Source organism: Microbacterium sp. 20-116 (genome assembly GCF_041079415.1).
In the GTDB taxonomy this organism is placed as follows: Bacteria; Actinomycetota; Actinomycetes; order Actinomycetales; family Microbacteriaceae; genus Microbacterium.
In genome coordinates this window covers 446,610-469,962 of sequence record NZ_JBFYGP010000002.1, presented here as the reverse complement: position 1 = coordinate 469,962, position 23,353 = coordinate 446,610, and the positions used below count along the sequence as shown (strand labels likewise).

The 23,353-nt window shown below is 68.8% G+C and carries 14 protein-coding genes and 1 tRNA gene; 11 read left to right on the top strand and 4 right to left on the bottom strand.

The annotated features are described in order from the left end of the window. Positions 1 to 25 precede the first annotated feature (25 nt). The 3 genes from AB6V29_RS06260 to AB6V29_RS06250 all read left to right on the top strand — a co-directional run bounded on the left by AB6V29_RS06260 (position 26) and on the right by AB6V29_RS06250 (position 1,544). Positions 26 to 101 (top strand) — tRNA-Lys (locus AB6V29_RS06260). 92 nt (positions 102 to 193) lie between these two features. Beyond that, a complete protein-coding gene (locus AB6V29_RS06255) occupies positions 194 to 592 on the top strand; it encodes a hypothetical protein (RefSeq protein WP_369357596.1) in 399 nt (132 codons plus the stop codon). A 526-nt stretch (positions 593 to 1,118) separates the two neighbouring features. Next, the gene (locus AB6V29_RS06250; RefSeq protein ID WP_307312763.1) at positions 1,119 to 1,544 is read left to right on the top strand and encodes a hypothetical protein; all 426 of its coding nucleotides are present in this window, start codon (positions 1,119 to 1,121) and stop codon (positions 1,542 to 1,544) included. A gap of 393 nt (positions 1,545 to 1,937) precedes the next feature. On the opposite strand, the gene AB6V29_RS06245 is transcribed toward AB6V29_RS06250, so the two are convergent. Together AB6V29_RS06245 and AB6V29_RS06240 are read right to left on the bottom strand one after the other, a co-directional pair. Further along, the gene (locus tag AB6V29_RS06245; RefSeq protein ID WP_369357594.1) at positions 1,938 to 2,342 is read right to left on the bottom strand and encodes a DUF5684 domain-containing protein; all 405 of its coding nucleotides are present in this window, start codon (positions 2,340 to 2,342) and stop codon (positions 1,938 to 1,940) included. A 108-nt stretch (positions 2,343 to 2,450) separates the two neighbouring features. After that, a complete protein-coding gene (locus AB6V29_RS06240) occupies positions 2,451 to 6,524 on the bottom strand; it encodes a LamG-like jellyroll fold domain-containing protein (RefSeq protein ID WP_369357592.1) in 4,074 nt (1,357 codons plus the stop codon). A gap of 345 nt (positions 6,525 to 6,869) precedes the next feature. Between AB6V29_RS06240 and AB6V29_RS06235 the strand changes: the two genes are divergently transcribed. Genes AB6V29_RS06235 through AB6V29_RS06220 form a run of 4 tightly spaced genes read left to right on the top strand, consistent with a single transcriptional unit; the run spans position 6,870 to position 13,707 of the window. After that, positions 6,870 to 10,586: a LamG-like jellyroll fold domain-containing protein gene (locus AB6V29_RS06235; protein ID WP_369357590.1), complete on the top strand. Its 3,717-nt coding sequence runs from the start codon at positions 6,870 to 6,872 to the stop codon at positions 10,584 to 10,586. Next, positions 10,583 to 11,635 carry a permease gene (locus AB6V29_RS06230; protein WP_369357588.1) on the top strand — a complete coding sequence of 351 codons (1,053 nt, stop codon included), beginning with the start codon at positions 10,583 to 10,585 and terminating at the stop codon, positions 11,633 to 11,635. Before AB6V29_RS06235 ends, AB6V29_RS06230 begins: the two co-directional genes overlap by 4 nt. Further along, positions 11,628 to 12,359, top strand: a complete 732-nt coding sequence (locus tag AB6V29_RS06225; protein WP_307312768.1) for a TIGR03943 family protein — start codon at positions 11,628 to 11,630, stop codon at positions 12,357 to 12,359. The genes AB6V29_RS06230 and AB6V29_RS06225 overlap by 8 nt, the downstream gene beginning before the upstream one ends. Then, positions 12,340 to 13,707, top strand: a complete 1,368-nt coding sequence (locus AB6V29_RS06220; RefSeq protein WP_369357586.1) for a hypothetical protein — start codon at positions 12,340 to 12,342, stop codon at positions 13,705 to 13,707. Before AB6V29_RS06225 ends, AB6V29_RS06220 begins: the two co-directional genes overlap by 20 nt. A 52-nt stretch (positions 13,708 to 13,759) precedes the next feature. Here AB6V29_RS06220 and AB6V29_RS06215 read toward each other — a convergent pair whose 3' ends face one another. Then, positions 13,760 to 14,359 carry a hypothetical protein gene (locus AB6V29_RS06215; RefSeq protein ID WP_210073697.1) on the bottom strand — a complete coding sequence of 200 codons (600 nt, stop codon included), beginning with the start codon at positions 14,357 to 14,359 and terminating at the stop codon, positions 13,760 to 13,762. Positions 14,360 to 14,692: 333 nt separating this feature from the next. Here AB6V29_RS06215 and AB6V29_RS06210 point away from each other — a divergent pair, with 333 nt between their 5' ends. Further along, positions 14,693 to 19,066: a beta-L-arabinofuranosidase domain-containing protein gene (locus AB6V29_RS06210; protein ID WP_369357584.1), complete on the top strand. Its 4,374-nt coding sequence runs from the start codon at positions 14,693 to 14,695 to the stop codon at positions 19,064 to 19,066. A gap of 59 nt (positions 19,067 to 19,125) precedes the next feature. On the opposite strand, the gene AB6V29_RS06205 is transcribed toward AB6V29_RS06210, so the two are convergent. Beyond that, positions 19,126 to 20,067, bottom strand: coding sequence for a LysR family transcriptional regulator (locus AB6V29_RS06205; protein WP_267787669.1), 942 nt, complete (start codon positions 20,065 to 20,067; stop codon positions 19,126 to 19,128). Positions 20,068 to 20,184: 117 nt separating this feature from the next. Between AB6V29_RS06205 and AB6V29_RS06200 the strand changes: the two genes are divergently transcribed. The 3 genes from AB6V29_RS06200 to AB6V29_RS06190 are packed head-to-tail and all read left to right on the top strand — an operon-like array spanning position 20,185 to position 23,333. Continuing rightward, positions 20,185 to 21,177 (top strand): putative oxygenase MesX, encoded by a 993-nt coding sequence (locus AB6V29_RS06200; RefSeq protein WP_369357582.1) that lies wholly within the window; start codon positions 20,185 to 20,187, stop codon positions 21,175 to 21,177. A 20-nt stretch (positions 21,178 to 21,197) separates the two neighbouring features. After that, the gene (locus tag AB6V29_RS06195) at positions 21,198 to 22,235 is read left to right on the top strand and encodes a methionine synthase (protein ID WP_307312772.1); all 1,038 of its coding nucleotides are present in this window, start codon (positions 21,198 to 21,200) and stop codon (positions 22,233 to 22,235) included. A 57-nt stretch (positions 22,236 to 22,292) separates the two neighbouring features. Next, positions 22,293 to 23,333, top strand: coding sequence for an aldo/keto reductase (locus tag AB6V29_RS06190; protein ID WP_210073689.1), 1,041 nt, complete (start codon positions 22,293 to 22,295; stop codon positions 23,331 to 23,333). Positions 23,334 to 23,353: the final 20 nt, after the last annotated feature.

Genomic DNA, 23,353 nt, shown 5'->3' with positions numbered 1-23,353 from the left:
TTGAGGCCGGTAGGCTTGTCGGCGAGGGCCTCTAGCTCAGTCGGTAGAGCATCGGACTTTTAATCCGCGGGTCGTGGGTTCGAGCCCCACGGGGCCCACCACGTCATCGTTACTCGAAAAATCGCCACGAGCGATGTCTGTGAGACTTGCCCCCTCCGAAGACACTTCCCATCAGAATTTCCGGTCTTAATTGATGGTTACCCGAGACGAACGCCCCGACATTCGCCCCACCGGGGGAATCGTCTTTCTGGTGATCGCAACGCTAGTTGGTCTCGTGTGCCCTTTCGCGTTCGGCGTGACGGGGCTCGATTGGACATTCTCTAAGCCGACTTCGGTCCTTGACGATTCGCCTCGATGGGACGCAGAGCGGCTGTGGCACGTCCAAGCGGGATTGACTTCGCTGGTGATGTGGCTGGCGCTTGCCACGATTTCTTTCTTCGTGTTGTTCCACGGTCGTACGCGCAAGCGACCATTGCTCGCAGGCGTTCTTGTGGCGATCAGCGCGGTGATCGTCCTCGGATCTACGGCGGTGGTGCTTTCTATCCCTCCTTCAGGGGAGCAACTCCCGCTTCCCCCCTGGAATCGCGCCTGAGCAGATGCGTGGAGCGGCTGAGGTGTCTTTCGTCCCGGCGCGAATCCATTCGCACTCGATGCTGAGCATCACGGGTCAGGTGCTTCGCACGACAGTCCAGCGGTCCGATGCTTGGTTGAGTTGCGCATGGTCACGCTGCGAGCGACGAAAGCTCACCCCTTGCCGCAACCAGCAACCACTGCACCTTGCTCGGGCTAAAGCCATGCCGGCTACCAATGACCGCGAGCGTCTCCCCTGCTCGACACGACGCAACGATCTCGTCGTGGATGACCAAGGGGACGGCATCGGGATCCTCGCGGGTGAGCTCAAGACGCTTGATCAGGTTGTCGAGCGTCGCCCGATGGACACCGAGCTTCGTGGCTAGTCGGCGGTCGGCTCACCTCGCTCGTAGCCCTCGACGAACGCCATCTTCACGTCGGCGGTCAACTGCCGAGCCTTTCGAGGTACCAATCGCCGCGAATGCGGACGCCGATCAGGTCCCGCTGCTGGATTTCTCACCGGGTGCTCGCCGCCATATTCTGACGCGATGGCCGACCCCCTCGCCGACTTTCTCTCCGGCGACCCACAGCGCATCTGGCAGGCCTCGTGGGACATCATCGGGACGCGCGACAAGAACGTCCTGGAGCATCTCCGTCTCGCGCTTCCCGCGATCGAACGGGCTACAGCGACCATCGAACTCGGCGGGATGATCTCCCCGAACCGAGACGCCCTGGTCCACGCCCTCGACAAAGTGCAGAACTACCGCGCATGGAAGTGCTGGTGCGATGACTACCGGCGTCTCCTCGCCTTCGACCCGACGAGGGAAGAGGACCGCGGTCACGTGAGAATGCTCAGTCAGGATCGTTCGGGGTGGCCAGTGACCTACGAGTGCGAGTGCACCATCTGCGGAAGAGCATTCCGCGTCGACGAAGGCGAGCATCACGCGCGATGGTGGCAATGGACGCCGCGCTAGCTCCCACAGACGGTCTCTCAGGGAAGTAGTCAGTTCACCCGCGACCAACGCCGCAGCGCCAGCCCCGCACCGACCGTTATGGCATGTGCAGCCTGATTGTTCCTTGATCATCCACTGACCCGGATTGGGCCTGAGTGTCGTAGGCCTCCTGAACGGGTATGGCGATGCCCCAGCGAGTCCATTCGCGGACGCTGGCCGTCGTGCCGTCGAAGGCGTTCCAGGTTGCATCCCCCACTTGTTCGGGCCGGGGAACGAGGACGCGAGAGACACTCGGAGCGGTTGCTGAGCTGGAGAACTCGATCTCTACGCCGCGCTCGAGCAGGCGCAGGTATCGCAGGGTCAGCTCCTTCAGGTGCCCGCATTCGAACTCGTCGCGAAGCGTGTGGGGCAATCTCAGATGCGGGCGGGGTTATGGGTGTCGCGAGAGTAGCTGACGATGAAGTATCCGATCAGCGGGAACAGCCAGAGCAGGAAAATCGAGAAGAGAGCGCCGTGGCCGAATGCTCGCCCCAGTCGTAGGGCGACGATGACGGCGAAGACGATGTTGACGATGGGGACGAGGTAGAGCAGCGTCCACCACGCGGACAGACCCGCGGCGCGGACGATGAAGAACGCGGCGACGACGGGAATCAGTGCCACCCATGCGGGCTGCCCGGCTTTCTTCAGGAGCGGCCAGACGGCAGCGACGAACAGGATGTACCCGATGACACCGCCGATTGCACCGCCGACGGTCGATCCGGAGTTATCCGTGGTTTGCATGTTTGCAAGAAGAGGCGCGGCCTCGAGAAAGGTAAGCATGGCGTGAGTCTAGGGACGAAGCTCCCCCGCGGTGGCGGAGGCACACGCACCGATTCAGCGTCAGCGGTCGTGGGCCCCGCCCTGATGACGGGGCCCACGACCAAGCCATCAGCTCACCCGCGAGCGACGCCGCAGCACCACCAGCCCCGCGCCCGCCGCGATCAGCGCGAACGCGCCCAGGCCGAGGCCCCAGGGCAGCTCAGCGCCGGTACGGGCGAGGGTTCCGGCAGCGACCACCTGCACGCCGAGGCGCGAGAGGGTGGAGCCGTCGGCGCGCGTGATCACCAGCGTGTGCGCGCCCGTCGCGAAGTCGGCGGGAACCGTGACGCGGAAGGTGACCGCGCCGCGAGCGTCCGCGGCCGGGATGCCGGTGATCGTCAGCGGCTGGCTGTTGAGCACTGCGCTGATCTGCTCGCCCGCCGCGAGCCCCGTCACCGAGACCGTGAACGACCCACCCTGCTCGACACGCGTCGAGCTCGCCGTTGCCGTCGGGCCCGCGGACGGGGTCTGCGACGCCGAGGGCTGGCCGGGCGCGGAGGCGCTCGGCGAGGGAGAGACCGACGGGTCCGGCGAGGTCGACGGGTCGGGAGACGGCTCCGGCGAGGGAGTCACCTCGGTCACCAGGGTTCCCTTCGTGAACAGGGTGCCGACCTCGGTGGCATCCAGTGCCCGTCCCCAGACCCGGACCTCGTCGAGGTCGCCGCCGTAGAAGCTGTCCGCCCCGTACTGCGACTTGGCCAGCAGGCCGCCGATCCCGCCGGATGCCTCGAGATCGGAGGCGTCGAAGATCGTGGCGATCTCGGCGACCTTCGCGCCGTTGACGTACGTGGCCAGGGTCTTCTTGCCCGTGAGCACGAGGGTAACCTGCGCCCACGTACCGGTGGGCAGGGCCGCTGCGCCCGACTTGTTCTCGGTGAAGCCCGACTTGATCGCGGCGGCCACGCCCCCGCAGTCAGCGCTGGTGAAGAGGTAGTTGGTCGTGCTCGAGCCGAGCGACAGCGGCCACTCGCAGGGGGCCGCGCCATCCCACTTCATCCACGTCGACACCGTGAGATCACGCGTGCCGTCGGGCACCACGTCTCCCGCGATCGTCGCGTAGGCCGCGTTCGAGCCCGCGCGGCCGCCCGGGAACGACAGGGCAGAGTCCCCGGCCGCGTCCCGTGCGCCCGCCGCGATCGTGGCACCCGTGCCGCGGATCGTGGCGTCGTGCCCGCGTCCGGAGACGTCGGTCACGCGGGAGCCGTCGGTCGTGGCATCCGTTCCATCGAAGCTGTAGCGCAGCAGCAGATCGGCCTCGGCCTTCACCACCGTCAGCGTCATCGTCGCCGTGCGACCGTCGGTCGTCTCGGCCGTGATGGTCGAGGTGCCGGCCGACACGGCGGTCACCTTCCCCGATCCGTCGACCGAGGCCACCGCGGGGGCGCTCGAAGTCCAGGTCACCCTCTGGTCGGCGTTCGCGGGTGCCACCGCAGCGGTGAGCGACGTGGTCGCCCCGACGGCGAGCGCACGCGAGTCGTAGCCGATCGAGAGAGAGGTGGATGCCACCGAGCCACCCACCGCGGTCACGGTGGCGATCGCCGGGGTCACGGAGCCGTCGTCGAGCGCCCCGCGGATCTGCACGCTGTCGCCCGGAGCCTTCAGGGCCGAAAGATCCTGCTGTTCCCACGTGACGCCGATGTCGATCGCGCCCGCGGAGCGGGCGGCCTTCACCGTCGCCGGCAGAGCCACCGAGGTGGTGCCGGGGGCCACGTCGAACGACAACGGCTCGACCGAGGTCACGAGCTGCTCGGGGTTGTACTTCGCGATGAGGCGGTCGCGCTCCTCGCGGGTGATGCCGAAAGCGACGCCGTGACGCGGGGAGGGCGGCAGCGAGTACTTCGCGGGAACCTTCCAATCGACCTTCCCCTCTTCGAGCGAGTCCGTGTAGAGCGGGATGTAGCCGCCGCCGCCGTACCAGTCGACGAGGACGTAGTTGCGGTCGCCGTTGATGTCGCCGGGGTTGGATCGGAAGGCCGAGGGCCCTTCGGTCTCGGGAAGTCCCGCGTTGGCCGAGAGGCACGTGTCGAACTTGGTCCACTCCCCCGAGGTCGAGGGTGCCCGAAGGTCGGTGCCCTTCTCGGCCACGATGTCGGGGCGGCAGGCGGTCTGCTCGGTGCCCTTCGTGAAGCGGTAGTAGGTGCCGTCGCGCTCCATGATCGTCGTGTCGATCAGGCCCGCGTTGGTCTTGCGCAGCCCCTCGATGTCACCCGACTTGATGTACGGGACGGCGGGAGTGAAGGTCACGAAGTCGCGCGTCGTGGCCATGAGAATTTGCGGACCGTTGCCGTCTTCCTGCGTGTGCGCGTCGTCGAGGAAGAGGCGCGACGACCAGTACACGACGTAGGCGTCGATGGTGGGGTCGTAGTGCGCTTCGGGCGCCCACGTCATGCCCGCGCTGGGAGGTGAGACCTCGATGTGACGCTGTTCGCCCCAATTGACGAGGTCGGTCGACTCCCAGATCTCGAGGTAGCGGCTGCCGTTGTCGGTCGGGAAGCCCTTGCGCGCGGCCGACAGGTCGGTGGCGATGAGGAAGAACCGGTCGCCCTCTTTCGAGCGCAGCACGAACGGATCGCGCAGGCCCATGTCGCCCTGGGTGGATTCGAGGACGGGATTGGCGTTGTTCAACGTGCGCCAGTTGAGCGCGTCGTTTCCCTCGGAGACGGCGAAGCGGATCTTCTCACCGTCGATCGTGTTGTCGCGGAAGTACACGAACATGTACGCCTCGTCGTCTTCGCGTGTGTGCTCGGACGCGGCGAGAACGGTGACGGGGAGCTCGACGGTACGGGTTGCCGCCCCGAGGCGGAGGCTCGCGGTGAGCGTCACCGCCGTGTCGGCGGCGCCGCGCGTGACGCGGCCCTTCGCCACGACGTCGGGCGAGACGCCCGAGTCGCTGTCGGTGATGACCGCGGTGTCGGACGACGACCACGAGATCTCGACGTCGCCGGCCTGCGACGACGAGAACGTGCGCTTCAGATCTGCGCCCGTGTCGGGAAGGGTGATCGAACCGCGCACGTCACCGGAGAGCCCGGCCTGCGAGGGCAGGGCGTCGGCGACCTGGCGGACGGCTTCGTCCTGTTCCGTCGCGGAGAGAGCGCGCACCGTCACCGCGATGGCCGGGGCGACGCGCGTCTGACCGCCGAGGGTGAAGGTCGGCGTCAGCTGGACCGTCGCGTCTCCGGCGCTGGCGGAGGGACGCGTGACGGTGCCGTCGGCGGCCACCACGTCGGCGTCGCTCGTCGCCCACGAGATCGAGGAGCCGGCCGCCGTGGTGGCCGGAAGCTGCAGATCCCGGTCGACGCTCGAGGTGTCGCCAAGCGACACGGAGTCCGATGCCAGGACGGCGCGGTATCCGTCCGCTCCGACGCTGCGGATGTCGTCGGCCGACAGCGCGCTGTTCCAGATGCGGACGTCGTCGATCGCTCCGACGTAGAAGGGGTCGTCCCAGAAGGAGCGCCCGAGGTAGCCGCCGACGCCGTTCTGACCGAGTGCGGCGTCGATGGTCTGCGTGATGCCGGTGAGGTCGGCATCCGCCCCGTCGAGCTGACCGTTGACGTAGTAGCTCAGGCGCTGACCCGGCTGGAAGACGAGGGTGACGTTGGCCCACTGCCCCACCGGGAGGGCGGCTCCGCCGTTCCCGACGCGACGCTCCCCCGAGCCGTCCGACACCGCCCCGTAGGTGCCGTTGCAGCTCGTCGAAGCCAGGACGTTCTTCGTCGTCGAACGGCCGAGACCGAAAGCGAGCTGGCACGAGCCGTTGCCCGCGCCCTCCCACTTCGTCCAGAGGCTCACGGTCAGGGCCGTATCGGTGGAGGCGACGACGTCGTTCGGCAGCGTCACGTACGGGGCGACCGCATCGGCGTCGTTGCGACCGCCCGAGAGGCGGATGGCCTTGTCGTTCGCAGCGCCCGTGACGCCCGGAACGATCGTGATGCCGCCGTTCTGAACCACGCCGTCGGCTCGTGGCGACCGCGTGCCGGTGTCGGGGATCGCCGCCCCGGCACCGAGGGTGCCGCTCAGGGTGTCGAAGGTGTAGTGCAGGCCGGGCTCGGGCACGGCCGCGGCCGAAGCAGCGGGGACCGTGACGAACGTCGACGCGGCGACTGCGGCGACGGCGGTGGCGGCGAGGAGACGGGGGACGCGCATGGGCAGGACGCTCCGTTCGGATGCGGGGACGGGCGGGCGATGCGGCGCCGTTCACCGAATACGAAAGGACAGCAGCTCTGCTGACTTTTCGAGTCGGCGCTGTGTTAGCGCTCACACTCAGAAGCACCGTACAAGGCGCTCGTGCGGCGGTCAAGCATCGATGCGGTCACGACGTGAAGGTTCACATGTGCCTTGCGCTAGCCCGCGCTCATTGTTTAATGTCGGTCGCGACCCAGGCCGGAAACCGCATTACCGGCCCGGGACCGCCACGACGACGTGCGGTCCGGTCGCCTCGCCGGCGACCCGGACGAGACGCTTCGCCGTACGCCCGAAAGGCTCCCCCGCATGCGTTCACGTCGTCCTGCCGCCCTCGCCCTCGCCGTCGCCCTGGTCGGGACCGGACTGGTCACCGGCATCGCTCCGGCCCAGGCAGAGGCTCCCACCGCCGCACTCGTCTACGACTTCGACGCCCTTCCCACCGGGCCCATCGCCGCGGGAGCGCAGATCCCGGATGCCGCGGGGGCCCACAACGGAACGGTGCGCGGTGCCGGCGCGAACATCGTCACCGGCCCGCGTGGCGGCTCCGACCGTGCGCTGGCGCTACCGGGCGGTTCGTCGACGTCTGGGGCGGCTTTCGTGGAGATCGCACCAGGCCTGACGGATACGACGACGGGCGACATCACGATCTCGGCGTGGATGCGGTGGTCGGGCGGGCAGGAGTGCTCGTGGGCCTACAGCCTCGGCAGCTCGAACGAGCGATACCTGTTCGCCACCCCGCGCTGCGGAGGAAACCTGATCGGAGCCGTCAAGTCCGGCACCGAGCAGCGGGCGACCGGTAACGGCCCCGCCGCATCGAGCCGGTGGAGCCACATCGCGGTCTCCCTGCAGTCGGGACAGCGCGTCACCACCTACGTCGACGGCGAAGCCGTGGCCTCCACCGCGACGACGGCGACCGGTGCCGCGACCGTGGGATCTTCGCTGTTCTCGGGGCTGATCGGCAAGTCGCTCTACCCCGGAGACCCGTTCTTCGCGGGGGCGATCGACGACGTCCGCGTGGATCGCCGAGCGCTCGGCACCGAACAGATCCGCGAGATCGCGGCCCCCGCGGCAGAGGCGATCGCGCGAGCCGACGCAACCGCCGTCGAGCTCGGCGACACCTCCGACGTCGTCTCGGATCTCGCGCTTCCCCGCGTCGGCAGCGGTGGTTCGACCCTGTCCTGGGCGTCGAGCGACCCTGACGTCGTCTCACCCGACGGCCGGGTGACGCGGCCCGCGCCGGGCTTGTCGGACGCTACCGTCACGCTGACGCCGACCGCCGCCTTCGCCGGGGCGACAGCGATCGGCGCACCCGTGCAGGTGACCGTGCGAGCCGATTCCGCGGCCGACCTCTCGGCGCGGTTGAGCACCTCGCTCGTCGTGCCGCCGGTCGTGGCATCCGGGACCTCCCTTCCGAGCGTCGCGGGCGTGGACCTGCGCTGGAGCGGCGCGGCCGTCTCGAACGGGGCGCTCGTGAACCCGGGCTCCGGCGACCGAACCGCGGAAGTAACCGCGACCGCGGCCTGGGGCACGACCACCTTCTCGAAGACCTTCACGGTGACCGTGCTCGATCCCGCCACGGCGCAGAGCCTCGTCGCCTACACCCGTACGCCGACGAACGACCACGACGCGAATCAGGACACCGTCGCGCGGAGCATCCACCTCGCGGTCGGCACGTCGGCCGACACCGCGCAGCCCCTGCAGAACAACTACGGTGTGGTCTTCGCCCGCGGCGAGCACGTCGGTCTCGACAACGTCGAGCAGCGCGGGATCGGCTCCCCCTCGCCGTTCTTCTTCGCCGACGGCCGGCTCGGCTTCGTCGCCACGCGCGTCGAGATGTCGGGAACACCGGATGCCACGGCCCAGAGCGGGGCGCTCGTGTTCCGCGCCGAGGATGATCGGGGTTCGCAGTTCGCCGAGCTCGGCACCATCGACCTCGGAACGACCGACGGGGTCGTCTCTCCGCGCGCCGTGTGGGACTCGGCCCAGCAGCGCTACCTCGTGTCGTGGACCGACGCCTCGGGCACCGCCCGATACACGACCGTGACCGACCTCGCCCGCACCGAGCAGGTTGCCGACCCCTTCAACCCCGAGGACGACGGCACACGCAGCCGCGTCGTCTCCGCCGGAAACCGCGGCGACGTCGTCGTCGGCTCCCCCATCGGCGTCGCGGACCCCGGCTGGGGCTCGTTCGCCGAACGCGTCGCCAACGCGGAGCCCGGCGGCATCCTGCCCGTCAGCGGGACGATCGCGACCGCTCTCGCCGAACGCTACGACCGCGTCGTCAACACGGCGGTGACGGTCGCGCCCGCCACGATCGCGGCGGGCGCCGGCGAAGACCTCGACCGCACGCGCGCCGACCTCTCGTACAGCGACGGGTCGACCGCGACGCTCCCCGTCGATTGGAACACGGACGAGCTCGCGGCGGCCCGGGCGGCCACCTCGGGCACCGTCACCGTCACGGGCACCGTCCGGCAGAAGGACTACAGCGTTCCCTTCGCGGCCAACCGCGCCGACCCGACCATCTACCGTTACGAGCGCGCGGGCAAGACGCAGTATCTGTTCATCGCGACCGACGACACGAACAACAACAACATCGCCTCGGCCCACCTGCCCATCCGCGTCTCCGACACCTTCGACGGACTCTCCGATGCCGCCGGCGGAGCCCAGCGCGAGGTCGACCTGTTGAACCGCTGGACACGGCGCGACACCACCACCGACGGTCGAACGATCGCCGGGTGCTACTGGGCACCCGAGATCCACGAGATCGGCGGGAAGCTGTCGATCCTGTTCTCGCCGTGCTTCAACTCGGGCGACGCGCAGGCCAACGACGGCGCCGACTGGCGCACCGTGCAATCGCACATCATGCAGCTCCGCGACGGCGGCGACCCCGCCGACCCCGCGGACTGGTCGAAGCCCGCCGCGGTCCTGGAAGCCGACGGGACGGCTCTGGGCCGCGAGGGTTACAGCAACATCAGCCTCGACATGACGTACTTCGAGGCGAACGGGCAGGCGTACTACACGTGGTCGCAGCGTTTCACCTCCCCCGGCTTCGGCGACCCGCTCACGTGGATCGCGAAGGTCGACCCCGCCGACCCCACCCGGATCGTCGGCGAGGCGAAGCCCGTGATCTCGCCGTCGCTCTCGTGGGAGCTGCGCCTGGCCGAGGGGTCGTTCGCGATGGAACGCGACGGCAGGATCTACCTGATCTACTCCAGCGACGGCGTGAGCCCGCGCTACGTCGTCGGCGGCGTCTGGGCCGATCTCGACAGCGATCTCATGGACATCGACAGCTGGCACAAGTACAACACCCCGTTGATGAAGAGCGTGCCGATGCCCGAGGGGGTGTGGGACTACCTCACCTACCCCCAGGGCCCCGGCCACGGAGCGGTCACCACCGACGACGACGGGAACGAGCTCTACGTCTTCCACACCTGGGGTGACGGCGTGGCCGGCAACGGCCGCGACACCCGCATCGGACGCGTCCACTGGGCCGCCGGTGATCGACCCGTGCTCGACATGAGCAAGGACGAGCAGGTGCTGCCGGCCCTGCGCACGGTGACGATGACCGTCACGGTCGTGCCCGCGGGCGGCCCCTCGCCCTCCCCGGAGCCCACCGCACAGCCCTCCCCCGGCGCTTCCGGCCCGGTCGCCACCGCGAGCGCGACGCGCGTCGCGCAGGGCCAGTCGTTCGACGTGACCGTGACGGGGCTGAACCCCGGCGAGCAGATCTCCGCCGTCCTGCGCAGCACTCCGCTGCCGATCGCCGGCATTCCGGTGGCCGATGCCTCCGGTCGCGTGGCCTTCCGCGTCGTCGTCCCCGCCGACTTCGCCACGGGCGCACACACCCTCGAGATCGCACGCGCCGACGGAGCCGTCTTCAGTCGCCTCGGCGTCGAGGTCGTCGCCGCCGGGTCGCTTGCGAAGACCGGCGCCGACGTGGCGCTCGCGGCGGGTCTGCTGGGCGCGGGAGCACTTCTGGCCGGGGTCGCGGTGCGGGCGCTGCGCCGCCGACGGCTGTCATGAGCAGAGCCCCCTCGGGGCAGCTGAGCAACCGCACGTCCCCGGCTGTCTCCGCCCCGGCCGAGCCGGGGCGGAGGCCCTTCGGACGCCCCCTGCTCGTCATCGCGGCGGTGGTGGTCGCCGCCGCGGCCGTGCGACTCGTCACCATCGGCGCCGACACTCCTCTGCCCAGCGCGCTGTCGGATGGAATCACCCTCGCCGCGAGCGTGGTGATCGAGTCCCTGCCGTTCGTCTTCCTGGGCGTGGTGATCTCGATCGCGGTGCAGCTGTGGGTGCCGACGAGAATCATGGATGCCGTGATCCCCCGCCGGGGTGTAGCCCGCCGCGCCGTGCTGTCGCTGCTGGGAGTGGTGCTCCCCGTCTGCGAGTGCGGCAACGTGCCCCTGGCGCGCGGGCTGATGCTGCGGGGGTTCTCGGTCGCCGACTCGGTGACGTTCCTGCTGGCCGCTCCGATCGTGAACCCGGTGACCCTCATCACGACCTATCAGGCGTTCGGATGGGACGACGGCATCCTGGTGTCGCGGCTGCTGGGCGGGTTCGTCATCGCGAACCTCGTCGGGTGGGTGGTGAGCCTGCACCCGGAACCGGAGCGCCTTCTCGCCCCCGCGTGGGCGGCGACCTGCGCCGCCGCGCCCTCCGCCCGCCGACGGGCCTCTCTCGCGCGAGCAGCCGGAATGTTCCGCGACGAGGTCTCGGCGATGCTGCCGGCGCTCTTCTTCGGCGCGGCGATCGCGGGGATCATCCAGGTCGCGATGTCTCGCGAGACGCTCACCGGGATCGGCGGGCACCCCGTGGTCGGCATCCTGGCGCTGATGGTGCTCGCCTTCGTGATCGCGATCTGCTCCAACGTCGACGCGTTCTTCGCCCTCTCCCTGGCGTCGTCCTTCTCGCCGGGAGCGCTCGTCGCCTTCCTCGTGTTCGGGCCGATGATCGACGTGAAGATGCTCGCGATGCTGTCCACGACCTTCCGCGTGCGCGCGCTGGCGGGGCTCACCCTTCTCGTCGCCCTCGGTGCCGTGACGATCGGCCTAGCGGTGAACCTCGTTGTCTGAGTTCCTCTCCCGGTGGACCGGGCTCATTCTGTGCGGCATCGGCGTGCTCTGCACCCTCGCCCTCGCCGCCCGGGGCGACCTGACGCTGTACATCCACCCGCGGTACGTGGTCTTCACCGTCGTCCTCACGCTGGTGGGAGCGGCCCTGTTCGCTCTGGCCGTGTGGTTCTCGCTCGCGCGGCGAGCGCCGGAGCACGACGATCACGGCCATGACCACGCGCCTCGCCGCGGTCTTCTCGCCACCGCCGTGAGCGGGACCCTCGTCGTCGTCGCTGCCCTCGCCCTGCTCGTCGCGCCGCCGGCCGTGCTGAGTGCCGAGCGCGCACTGACGAGCACCGCCGCCACCAGCGGCGGAGGCGATGTCGCGGCACCCTCACTGGTGGGAAGCGATCCCACGAGGTTCTCGCTGCGAGACTGGGCCACCATACTCGGCGCCGGGTCCACGGCATCCGATCTCGTGGGGCAGCAGGCCGACGTGACCGGCTTCGTCCTTCTCGACGCCGCAACCGACACCGCGCGGATCGGCCGCTACGCGGTCACCTGCTGCACGGTCGACGCCCAGCTCTTCGCGGTCCGCATCGAGCGCTCCGCCCTGCCCGCGGGCGTCGAGACCGGCGCCTGGGTCCGTGTCGCGGGAACCTTCACCGACGACGACGGCGCGACCGTGCTCCGTCCCGACACGATCGAGGAGGTGCCCGAACCCGATGATCCCTACCTCTCGTGAACCCCGCCGTACGCGGCGCCGCTTCCTCGTCGTCGCGGCGATCGTCGTCCTCGTCCTCGTCGGCGCGAGCGTCGCGATGGCGGCTGTGGCCCTGGATCGCGGGCCCCGCCTGCGCGCCGTCACCGGCGATGTCTCGCTCACCGTCTCTCAACGCGATCTGACGCTCACCCTGCGCACCGACCAACCGCTCGACTCCTCCTCGATGGAGGGGCTGCGTATCGAACCCGCGGCGCCCGCCGACATCGACCTCGACGGCGCCTCGGTCCGGGTACGTTTCACCGACCTGCTCGACTTCGACACGGTGTACCGCATCGTCGCCCCGGGTCTGCGATCACGGGCCACGGGCGCCACGAGCGCGGTGGAGTACACCTTCACGACGCCCTCGAACACGGTCACCGTCCTCGAGCGGGGCGGGGCATTCGACCGGGTCGACGACACCCCGGACCGCGTCGTCCGTCACGACCTGTCACGCGGGACGGAGACCACTCTGCTGTCGGCGCCGCGCATCCAGGAATACGCCGACACTCCGGACGGGGTCGTGGCGCTCGTGCTCGCCCCGGAGGGAGGCGCACGCCTGCAGACGGTCGACGATGCGGGTGTCGAAGCCGCCCTTCCCGCGCCGGGCCGAGGCGACATCCGACTCCTTCGTGCATCCGCCGACGCCGGGCGAGTCGGGTACGTCTTCACCGGTCCCTCCGCCGATGGGACGACGGAGTACACGAACACGCTCTTTCTGACCGACCCGGCGGACGACTCCGCGCCGCGCGCCGTCCACGGCATAGACGGGATGCCGCTGCGCACCGACGCGTGGTTCTTCGTGCCCGGCAGCGCCTACCTGGTGGCGCAGGCCGCCGATCGGAGTCTCGTCCTCGTGGATGGGACGGGGGTCGCTCCGCCGCGGGCACTCGGCCAGCTCGGCGATCTGCGCGGCATCCTCCCGGGGACGACGTCGGTCGTGGTGTCGTCGGATGCCGCGACCTCGGTCCTCGATCTGACGAACGGGTCGGTGACGGATGTCACCGGGGCCCCCGCGGCCACCTCGACGCTCGGCAGTCTCGTGCTCTCCCCCACGTCCGTCCTCACGTGGACCGGCCAGGAGATCACACGGTCGACGGCAGACGGCTCGGGGGTCTTGCTCGCCGTCGCGGGGAGCGGCGAACGTCTCCAGGAGGTGTGTGCCTCACCGAGCGGCCGACACCTCGCTGTCGGAAGCGCACCCGAGGCAGCGCCGATCGACGGGTATCCCGCACGCGCCGACCGCGTGGGCCGCTCGACGCGCATCGTCGACGCCGAGTCGGGCGAGATCGAGACGCAGCTCTCGGGCACGCGGCCCGATTGGTGCGCCTGAGGTCGAGCGTCGCCCGGCGGGAGGGGCCGCCAGGCGACGCTCGACCCGGGACTCACATGCCGTCGGCGATCATCGCCCAGATCAGCTGGACGTGCCGGTCGGCGTTGAGATCGGACATCTCGTTGTCGTAGTTCAGGCCGTAGGGCCAGATGTGCGATCCTCCGCAGTTGAGCACGGCCCCGGCTCCATCGAACTCGGCCAGCTTCGCGTTGCCGTTGGGGCCGGTCCACTGCCCGTTCTGGCACATCGCGTACCAGGCGTTGGCGGTGCCGTTGCCGACGGTGTGCGAGATCTCGTGGAGCGCCGTGCGCTCCTGCATGAAGCCGCGATTCTCGCCGAACCGGATCGTCCCGTCGATGCTCGCCTCGGCGGTGGGGACCCCGGGGACGTAGTAGACGTTCAAGTGCCGGTCGAAGTCGCTGAACTCGTTGTAGCGCGAGACCGCGGCATCCATCGCCGCTCGGATGCGGTCGTACGCATCGGCCTGGTCGGCCGTGGGGTTCGCCTCGGTATAGAGCGTGTAGGTCATGCGCCCGGCCGCCTCGGCAGGTGTCGAGGTCGCCGCCAAGGGGGCGATGACGGCGGCGAGCGCTGCGGCCGCGACGACGATGCGCTGAACGAGGGCACGGGGACGGGGGGATGCGTGCTGCATGGTCACTCTCCTTCGAATGGTCCGCGACGTCGGTGTCGCGTCCTGAGACAGTAAACGCATTCCCGAGCCGGCAGGAAGGGCGCGGAGATCCTTCTCATCGGTTTCTCATCTGACGACGCGGTGAATGGACGAATTGCCGTCACGATCAGGTAACTGTGCCCGAGATAGCTCTATCGGCCTCGCTCTGTGAGCGCTAACATCAACTCAGGCGACGAAGACGTCGCCGCGCAATGACGCTCCGCCAGGAGGTCCGGCCCCCTTTCGTGAAAGGCCTCGACGCCTTCCGCCGCACGCCCGACTTCCTCGTTCTGCGATGCCGCAGGAAGGAACAGCATGTCCCGTATCCGAAAATCGGTCGCGCTCGGTGCCGTGGCCCTCATGGTCGCCAGCGGGGCGGTGGCGCTCACGACGCCGCTCGCCGCTTCGGCGGACACCGGGCTCGACGGCTCGAAGGTCCTCGACCTCCCCTTCGACGACTCGATCGCCGACAGCGGCCCCCGCGGGAACCCCACCTCCATGATCCGAGGGGCGGCCGAGTACACCGCGGGAATCGACGGTCGGGCGCTGAAGCTCTCGGGAGATGACGCGCTGGGCCTGGGAACGTCCCCCTCCCTGCAGCCCGAGAACCTCACCGCCTCCTTCTGGTTCAAACCCGACGGGAGCATGGGCGATGCCGAACAGGTGTTCACCTGGAACAAGCGCGAGTGGTTCACCGACGGGTGGTACCTGACCTCTGAAGGACCCAATACCCCGCTCGCGCTCTCCGTGGGGCCCGGGAACAACCAGCCCTACAAGGTCGCGGTGACCGGCACGCGGGATGCGTTCTTCCCGAGCGACGCCTGGACGCACGTCGTCGTCACCTACGACAAGACCACCAAGGCGGTGTCGTTCTACCGCAACGGCGAGAAGCAGACCTCGACGGTCGTCGTCCCGGTGGGCCCGAACGCCTCGGGCGTGCTCGGCACCACGGATGTCGAGAAGACGATCGGCTTCAACGGAGTCGTCCACAACGGCGCGTACAGCCAGGGCGCCCTCGACGACTACACGCTCTACGACGCCGTCGCCACCACGTCGGACGTCGTCGCCCTCCAGCGGCAGAACGACCCCACCTTCGACCCCTCGACCATCGCGCAGAAGGGCCTCGACTCCGTGTCGGTCCCCACGACCGCGACCGCAGACTTCGGTGTGCCGACCTCGACGGCGAACGGATCCGAGCTGTCGTGGACCTCGTCGAACGCCGACGTCATCGCGGTCCAGGCCGGACAGGCCGCGGTCGTCCGCCCGCAGGGGGCGGATTCTTCCGTCACCTTGACGGCCAGCGCCACCTACGGCGGCAGCACCGCCCGGACGAAGACGTTCACGGTCACGGTGCCGGCGGAGGGATCGACCGCCTCGCTGTACGTCGACGACACCGATCTCAACGAGGTCTTCGTCGCAGACCCCTACCTGCAGAACAGCCACACGAAGATGGTCGATTGGCTGCTGACCCTCGATCCGAAGCGCTTCCTCTACTCCTTCGACCAGCTCTCGGGCATTCCGACCACGGCCCAGCCCTACGGCGGGTGGGAGCGCACCACCGGCGCGCGCTTCCAGGGCCACTTCTTCGGCCACTTCCTCTCCGCGCTGTCGCAGGCGTACGCCACGGAGACGGATGCCGCACGCAAGGCGCAGCTGCTCGAGAAGCTCACGACGGCGGTCGACGGGCTCAAAGCGGCACAGGACGCCTACGCGCAGAACGACCCCGACAACGCCGGCTACGTCTCACCGTTCCCGGTGTCGTACCTGCCCGGCGGTCGCGACGGCTTGATCGTGCCGTTCTACAACCTGCACAAGGTGCTGGCCGGACTCCTCAAGGCGCACCAATACGCGCCCGAGGCGGTCGGAGACGAGGCGCTCACCGTGGCCGAGAAGTTCGGAACCTGGCTGAACACCTGGGGATCGCGTCAGGCCAACCCCGGTGAACTGCTCAACACCGAGTACGGCGGAATGAACGAAGCCCTGTACGACCTCTACAGCATCTCGATGGATGAGAACCACAAGAAGGCCGCCCAGTACTTCGACGAGACGACGCTGTTCCGCCAGCTCGCGGCGGGTCAGGACGTCCTCGCCGGCAAGCACGCGAACACGACGATCCCGAAGCTGATCGGCGCGCTGAAGCGGTACACGGTCCTCACCGACGACCCGACGCTGTACGCCCGACTCAGCGACGCCGAGAAGGCCGACCTCGGGATGTACCGACAGGCGGCGGACAACTTCTGGGCGATGGTGGTCGAGGACCATTCCTACGTGGGCGGCGGCAACAGCTACTCCGAGCACTTCCAACAGCCCGGTACCCTGTACGACTTCGCCACGAACGGCAACACCAGCGGCTACGGCGAGAACTCCACGGTCGAGGGGTGCAACGAGTACAACATGCTCAAGCTCACGCGAGCGCTGTTCCGCGTCGCCCCCGACGTGAAGTACGCCGACTACTACGAGAACACGTACATCAACACGATCCTCGCGTCGCAGAACCCCGAGACGGGAATGATGACGTACTTCCAGCCCCAGACCGCGGGCTATGCCAAGGTCTTCGGCAAGAAGGAGGACGAGTTCTGGTGCGATCACGGCACCGCCACCGAGAGCTTCACGAAGCTCGGCGACTCGATCTACTTCCACAAGGGCACCTCGGTGTGGGTCAACATGTTCCGCTCGTCGGAGCTCGACTCCCCCGAGCAGAACCTGAAGCTGACGCAGACGGCGGACGTCCCCAACACCGACGTGGTGGAGTTCTCCGTCGCGTCGCTCGACGGCACCGCGTTGGCCAGCGGGACCACCCTGCGTCTGCGCGTGCCGGACTGGTCGCCGAACCCCACGCTGACGGTGAACGGCAACACCGTCGACGTCGCCCGAGAGAACGGGTACCTCGTGGTTCCGGTATCCGCCGGCGACAAGCTCGTGTACACCCTCCCCGCCTCCGTCACGGTCGACTCCGACGCCGGCAACCCGAACTGGGTGGCCTTCCGGTACGGCCCGATCGTGCTCTCGACGGCGCTCAGTTCGACGAACGTCGACGCCTCGTACGAGGCCGGCATCCTGGTGCAGATGAGCGTGGCCGACAAGTCGGTGAGCAACAACGTGCTGGTGTCGAACGTCGATGACTTCAAGAAGAACATCGCCGCCAACCTGGTGCGTCTGGAGAACGGTCTCGACAACAACGATCGGTCGGTGATGCGGTTCGGCCTGAAGAACGTCGACAGCGCCGCAGCCGCCCTGACATTCGAGCCGTATTACAGCATGTACAACGTCCGTTACGGCCTGTACATGAACCTCATCGAGCCCGACTCCGCCGCCGCTCAGGCGATGATCCGCAAAGAGAAGGAGCAGCTGCGCATCGACGAGACCACGGTCGACTCGCTGGTCTCGTTCGACAACAACAACAGCGAGGCGGGAAAGAGCTACAAGACCAACCTCTCGCAGGTCGGCGTGTGGCGGGGCATGGGCTATCGCGACGCGCAGGCGAACCCCGCGGCGTTCTTCCAGTACGACCTGCAGATCGACCCCTCGGCGCCGAAGAACTACCTCGGCGTGCGCTATTACGGCGGCGACGACGGACGCACCTTCGACGTCTACGTGAACGATCAGAAGCTCAAGAGCGAGCGGATCACGAACGCCGCAGGAGCGGACCAGTGGTACGTGCAATACGACGAGATCCCCGCGTCGTTCCTGTCCGACACCGAGGCGAAGGACCGGTACAAGAAGGATGCCAACGGGGGCTACGTGCTGGATGCCGAGGGAAAGAAGATCCCCGTCGTCACGGTGCGGTTCCAGAGCAACGGATCGAGCTTCGTCGGTGGCGTGTACGGCGTGTTCACGGCGACGCAGACCGCCTTCGCGACGGCGTCGGCGCTGACGGATCTGTCGTTCGACGGGGGAACGCTCTCGCCCGCCTTCGACGGGACCACGACCGCATACACGCTGAGTGTGCCGAAGGGTCGCACGGAGGTGACGTTCGACGCCGACCCGGCCGTTCCGAGCGGGCTGGTCTTCGCGAACGGCATCCTCATCGACGACACGAAGGTGCGCACGGTGGCCCTCGGCGAGGGCACCCCGACGCTCGCCCTCGAGGCCTACGCGCAGGATCACCGGACGAAGACGACCTACACGGTCGCCGTCGTCCGCACCGATGCGCCGAGCCCGGAGCCCACGGGAACCGCGAGCCCGGAACCCACCGAGACCGCCGGCCCGCAGCCGACCGCAACGGCGGGCCCCGGCCCGTCGGGCACCGCCTCGCCCACCGCGGGCGGTACCGGCTCGCCGACGGCGGGCACCGCGACGCCGCGCACGGCCATGTCGTCGGTCAACGCGGTCGAGCGTGGTGGCGTCGTGCGCGTGAGCGTGAGCGGTCTCGCCCCCGGCGAGCAGGTCACGGCCGAGCTGCGCAGCGATCCGATCCGCATCACGGGGATCCCCGTCGCGGACGCGAACGGACGCGTGAGCTTCGACGTGCGCATCCCCCCGTCGCTCCCGACGGGCCAGCACCACATCGTGGTGTGGGCCGCCGACGGGTCGGAGATCGCGCGGCTGCCCGTCACGGTCTCCGCGAAGGGCACCCTCGCCGCGACCGGGGCTCAGGCTCCGTTCGGTGTCGCCCTGCTCGGAGCGATGTTGCTGGTCGCCGGAGCGGCCGGCTGGGCGATGCGTCGCCCGCGCACCCGCGCGAGCTGAGCGATCCCGAGAGGCGGCGGCTCCTTCGGGAGTCGTCGCCTCTCGGCGTCCGCGGGCGTTCAATCCAGCAGTTCCACCCCGAACCCCGCCACGACATCGCGCACCTCGCCCAGGTACCGCTGCGCCTGTTCGGTGAGGGGGATGGCGGTCCGCCCGATCCAGCCGATCTCGATCCGCTCGTCGACGTCGAGGGGGACCGCGACGATCTCGGGGTCGAGGTCGTCGCTGATGATGCCGGTGGAGATCGTGTATCCGTCGAGACCGATCATGAGGTTGAAGATCGTCGCGCGGTCGGAGACCCGGATCTCCTGCCTGCTGGAGAGGGTCGAGAGGATCTCCTCGGCGAAGTAGAACGAGTTGTTCGCGCCCTGGTCGAAGGTGAGACGCGGGAGGTCCGCCAGGTCGTCCAGAGTCGCGCGCTCGCGACCGGCGAGCGGATTGCGTCGAGAGACGAAGATGTGCGGCTCGGCGCGGAAGAGCGGGTGGAAGGCGAGCCCCGAGTCCCGCAGCAGCTTGTCGAGCACGTTCCGGTTGAAGTCGTTGCGGAACAGGATGCCGAGCTCGCTGCGCAGCGTCCGGACGTCTTCGATGATGTCGAAGGTGCGGGTCTCGCGCAGCGAGAACTCGTACTCCGCGGCATCCGTCGCCTTCACCATCCGCACGAACGCGTCGACGACGAACGAGTAGTGCTGGGCCGAGACGCCCAGCAGGCGTCGTGAGGGCGGTCGACCGAGGTAGCGCTGCTCGAGCAGCTCGGCCTGCTCCACCACCTGCCGGGCGTAGCCGAGGAACTCGACCCCGTCGACGGTCAGGGTGACGCCGCGCGCAGAGCGGGTCAACAGGTCCCGGCCCACCCGCGTCTCGAGATCGCGCATCGCGGCCGACATGGTGGGCTGCGCGACGTAGAGCAGGTCGGCCGCGGCGCTGATGGATCCTTCCGCCGCCACCTCGATGAAGTACTGCATCTGCTGCAGCGTGATGCCACTCGCGCGCTTTGCCATAGCCCAAAGCTATACCCGTGTATAGCGGAGCGGAATTACTCGATGCCCCCGCAGAGGGCGCACGATGAGGACACGATCACCGCACGGCCCACCCCGGCCCTATCCGATTGGCTCGACATGGCGAACGACATCACGTTCCGCATCTCCACCACGCGCTTCGACGAGGACTACGCCCCCTCGACCAGCTCGCGGATCACCACGAACTTCGCCAACCTCGCCCGGGGCGAGCACCGCCGGCAGAACCTGCGCAATGCGCTGGCCATGATCGACCGCCGCTTCAACGAACTCGCCGACGCCGACAACCCCGACGGCGACCGCTACCGGGTCGAGCTCGACATCGTCTCGGCCGAGCTGCAGTTCGACGACGACGGCGACGATCGCGAGTTCCCCCTGCTCGAGGTCCTCGACCTCCACCTCCTCGACTCGGCCACCGGCGAGCGCCACCAGGGCATCGTGGGCAACAACTTCTCGTCCTACCTGCGCGACTACGACTTCAGCGTGCTGCTGCCGGCGGCCAACGGCGAGGGCAAGGCCTTCACGCTCCCCGAGGGCTTCGGCATCCTGCACGGCAAGCTCTTCCAGCACTTCCTCGACTCCGAGGCCTACCGCGAGCGCTACACGCAGTCGCCCGTCGTGTGCATCAGCGTGTCGACGAGCCGCGAATACCACCGCACCGGTGTCGTGCACCCCGTCCTGGGGCACGAGTACGAGCAGGACTCGTTCTCGCTGACCGACGAGTACTTCGGGAAGATGGGCCTGCAGGTGCGGTACTTCATGCCGCGCGGCAGCGTGGCCCCGCTGGCGTTCTACTTCCGCGGCGACCTGCTGGCCGACTACTCCGACCTGCAGCTCGCCGGCACGGTGGCGACGATGGAGACGTTCCAGAAGATCTATCGTCCCGAGATCTACAACGCGCACGAGCCCGCGGGCGAGGTCTACCGCCCGACGCTGGCGCACGAGGACTTCACCCGCACCGACATCGCCTACGACCGCGACGAGCGCAGTCGCCTGGGCATCACGCAGGGCCGATACACCGAGGAGCACTTCGTGAAGCCTCACCGTGCCGTGCTCGACGCCTGGCTCGTCGCCGACGCCCTCCCCACCCGATGACCTCCCCGAAGGCGACCGCCGTGAACACTCTCCTGCCCACCTCCATCGTCGGAAGCCTCCCGAAGCCCGCCTGGCTCGCCAAGCCCGAGGTGCTGTGGTCGCCGTGGGAACTCGACGGCGACACGCTCGTCGAGGGCAAGCACGACGCCCTGCGCAGCGCCGCGAAGGAGCAGGAGCGCCGGGGCCTCGACATCGTCAGCGACGGCGAACAGACCCGCCAGCACTTCGTGACGACCTTCATCGAGCACCTCGAGGGCGTCGACTTCGAGAACCGCGAGACCGTGCGTATCCGCGACCGTTACGACGCGAGCGTACCGACCGTGGTCGGCGCGGTGAGCCGTCGCCAGCCCGTCTTCGTCCAGGATGCCGCGTTCCTGCGTCAGCAGACGGATCGCCCGATCAAGTGGGCCCTTCCCGGCCCCATGACGATGATCGACACTCTCGCCGACCGCTACTACGGCAGCCGTGAGAAGCTCGCGTGGGAGTTCGCCACCATCCTCAATCAGGAGGCGCTCGAACTCGAAGCCGCCGGCGTCGACATCATCCAGTTCGACGAGCCCGCCTTCAACGTCTTCTTCGACGAGATGAAGGACTGGGGCGTCGCCACCCTCGAGCGCGCCGCCGAGGGACTGCGCGCCGAGACGGTGGTGCACATCTGCTACGGCTACGGCATCAAGGCGAACACCGACTGGAAGGCGACCCTGGGGGCGGAATGGCGCCAGTACGAGGAGTCGTTCCCCCTGCTGCAGCGCTCGAGCATCGACACCGTGTCGCTCGAGAGCCACAACTCGCACGTGCCGATCGACCTCATCGAGCTCATCCGCGGCAAGAACGTCATGCTCGGCGCGATCGACGTCGCCAGCCACGAGGTGGAGACCCCCGAAGAGGTGGCCGACACCCTGCGGCGTGCCCTGCAGTTCGTGGATGCCGACAAGCTCATCGCGAGCTCGAACTGCGGCATGGCGCCCCTTCCGCGCCAGGTGGCGTTCGACAAGCTCAGCGCGCTCTCGGCGGGTGCCGGCATCCTTCGCGAAGAACTCGCGCACGTTCCCGCCTGAGGGCCGCGCGATCCGTGGCAGAGTCGACGGTGACCCCCTTCACCGTCGAGGAGAAGCATGCCCATCGCCGCCGATGACCCCCGCCTGACGTCCGCGTTCACCGCGTCCTCCACCCGCTACGACGACGTGCCGTTCCTGCGCGCCGGGGCGAGCGGCATCCCCCTCCCCCGTATCTCGCTGGGTCTCTGGCAGAACTTCGGCAGCGGACGCACGCTCGACTCGCAGCGCGAGATCCTGCGCCACGCCGTCGACCGCGGCGTCGTGCACATCGATCTCGCCAACAACTACGGCCCGCCCTACGGCGCGGCCGAGACGACCTTCGGCACGGTGCTCGACAGCGACCTGCGCCCCTACCGAGACGAGCTGTTCGTCTCGACGAAGGCCGGGTACGACATGTGGCCCGGGCCCTACGGCGACGGAGGGTCGCGCAAGTACCTCGTGCGCTCGCTCGAGCAGAGCCTCACGCGCATGCGCACCGACTACGTCGACGTGTTCTACTCCCACCGCGTCGACCCCGAGACGCCGATCGAAGAGACGGTCACCGCTCTCGCCGACATCGTCCGCAGCGGCAAGGCGCTTTACGTCGGCATCTCGAACTACCCGGCCGAACTCACCCGCCGCGCGCACGAGCTGCTCGCAGCCGAGGGCGTGCGCCTGTTCATCCACCAGCCGCGCTATTCGCTGTTCGATCGCACGCCCGAGTCCGAGCTCTTCCCCACGCTGCGCGAGCTCTCGGTCGGCAGCGCCGTCTTCTCGCCGCTCGCCCAGGGCCTGCTGACCGCGAAGTACCTCGACGGCACCGTCCCCGCCGACTCGCGAGCGGCCGACAGCCGCTTCCTCGACGAGTCCGCCCTCACCGACGATTACCTCGAACGCATCCGCGGCATCGACGGGGTCGCCCGCGATGCGGGGCTGTCGATCCCGCAGCTGGCCGTGGCGTGGGTGCTGCGTGACCCGGTGGTCACCACCGCGATCATCGGCGCCTCGCGCCCGAGCCAGATCGACGACGCCGTCGAGGCGAGCAAGGCCACACTGGGCGACGACGTGATCGCCGCCCTCGAGCCCTTCGCCGCCCCCTCGGGCGGGTCGCTGCGCTGAGCGACGCACAACCACGGCGT

Coding starts and splice junctions, on each gene's coding strand:
- AB6V29_RS06255 (WP_369357596.1), top strand. CDS start 194: ATGGTTACCCGAGACGAACGCCCCGACATTCGCCCCACCGGGGGAATC.
- AB6V29_RS06250 (WP_307312763.1), top strand. CDS start 1,119: ATGGCCGACCCCCTCGCCGACTTTCTCTCCGGCGACCCACAGCGCATC.
- AB6V29_RS06245 (WP_369357594.1), bottom strand. CDS start 2,342: ATGCTTACCTTTCTCGAGGCCGCGCCTCTTCTTGCAAACATGCAAACC.
- AB6V29_RS06240 (WP_369357592.1), bottom strand. CDS start 6,524: ATGCGCGTCCCCCGTCTCCTCGCCGCCACCGCCGTCGCCGCAGTCGCC.
- AB6V29_RS06235 (WP_369357590.1), top strand. CDS start 6,870: ATGCGTTCACGTCGTCCTGCCGCCCTCGCCCTCGCCGTCGCCCTGGTC.
- AB6V29_RS06230 (WP_369357588.1), top strand. CDS start 10,583: ATGAGCAGAGCCCCCTCGGGGCAGCTGAGCAACCGCACGTCCCCGGCT.
- AB6V29_RS06220 (WP_369357586.1), top strand. CDS start 12,340: ATGATCCCTACCTCTCGTGAACCCCGCCGTACGCGGCGCCGCTTCCTC.
- AB6V29_RS06215 (WP_210073697.1), bottom strand. CDS start 14,359: ATGCAGCACGCATCCCCCCGTCCCCGTGCCCTCGTTCAGCGCATCGTC.
- AB6V29_RS06210 (WP_369357584.1), top strand. CDS start 14,693: ATGTCCCGTATCCGAAAATCGGTCGCGCTCGGTGCCGTGGCCCTCATG.
- AB6V29_RS06205 (WP_267787669.1), bottom strand. CDS start 20,067: ATGGCAAAGCGCGCGAGTGGCATCACGCTGCAGCAGATGCAGTACTTC.
- AB6V29_RS06200 (WP_369357582.1), top strand. CDS start 20,185: ATGGCGAACGACATCACGTTCCGCATCTCCACCACGCGCTTCGACGAG.
- AB6V29_RS06190 (WP_210073689.1), top strand. CDS start 22,293: ATGCCCATCGCCGCCGATGACCCCCGCCTGACGTCCGCGTTCACCGCG.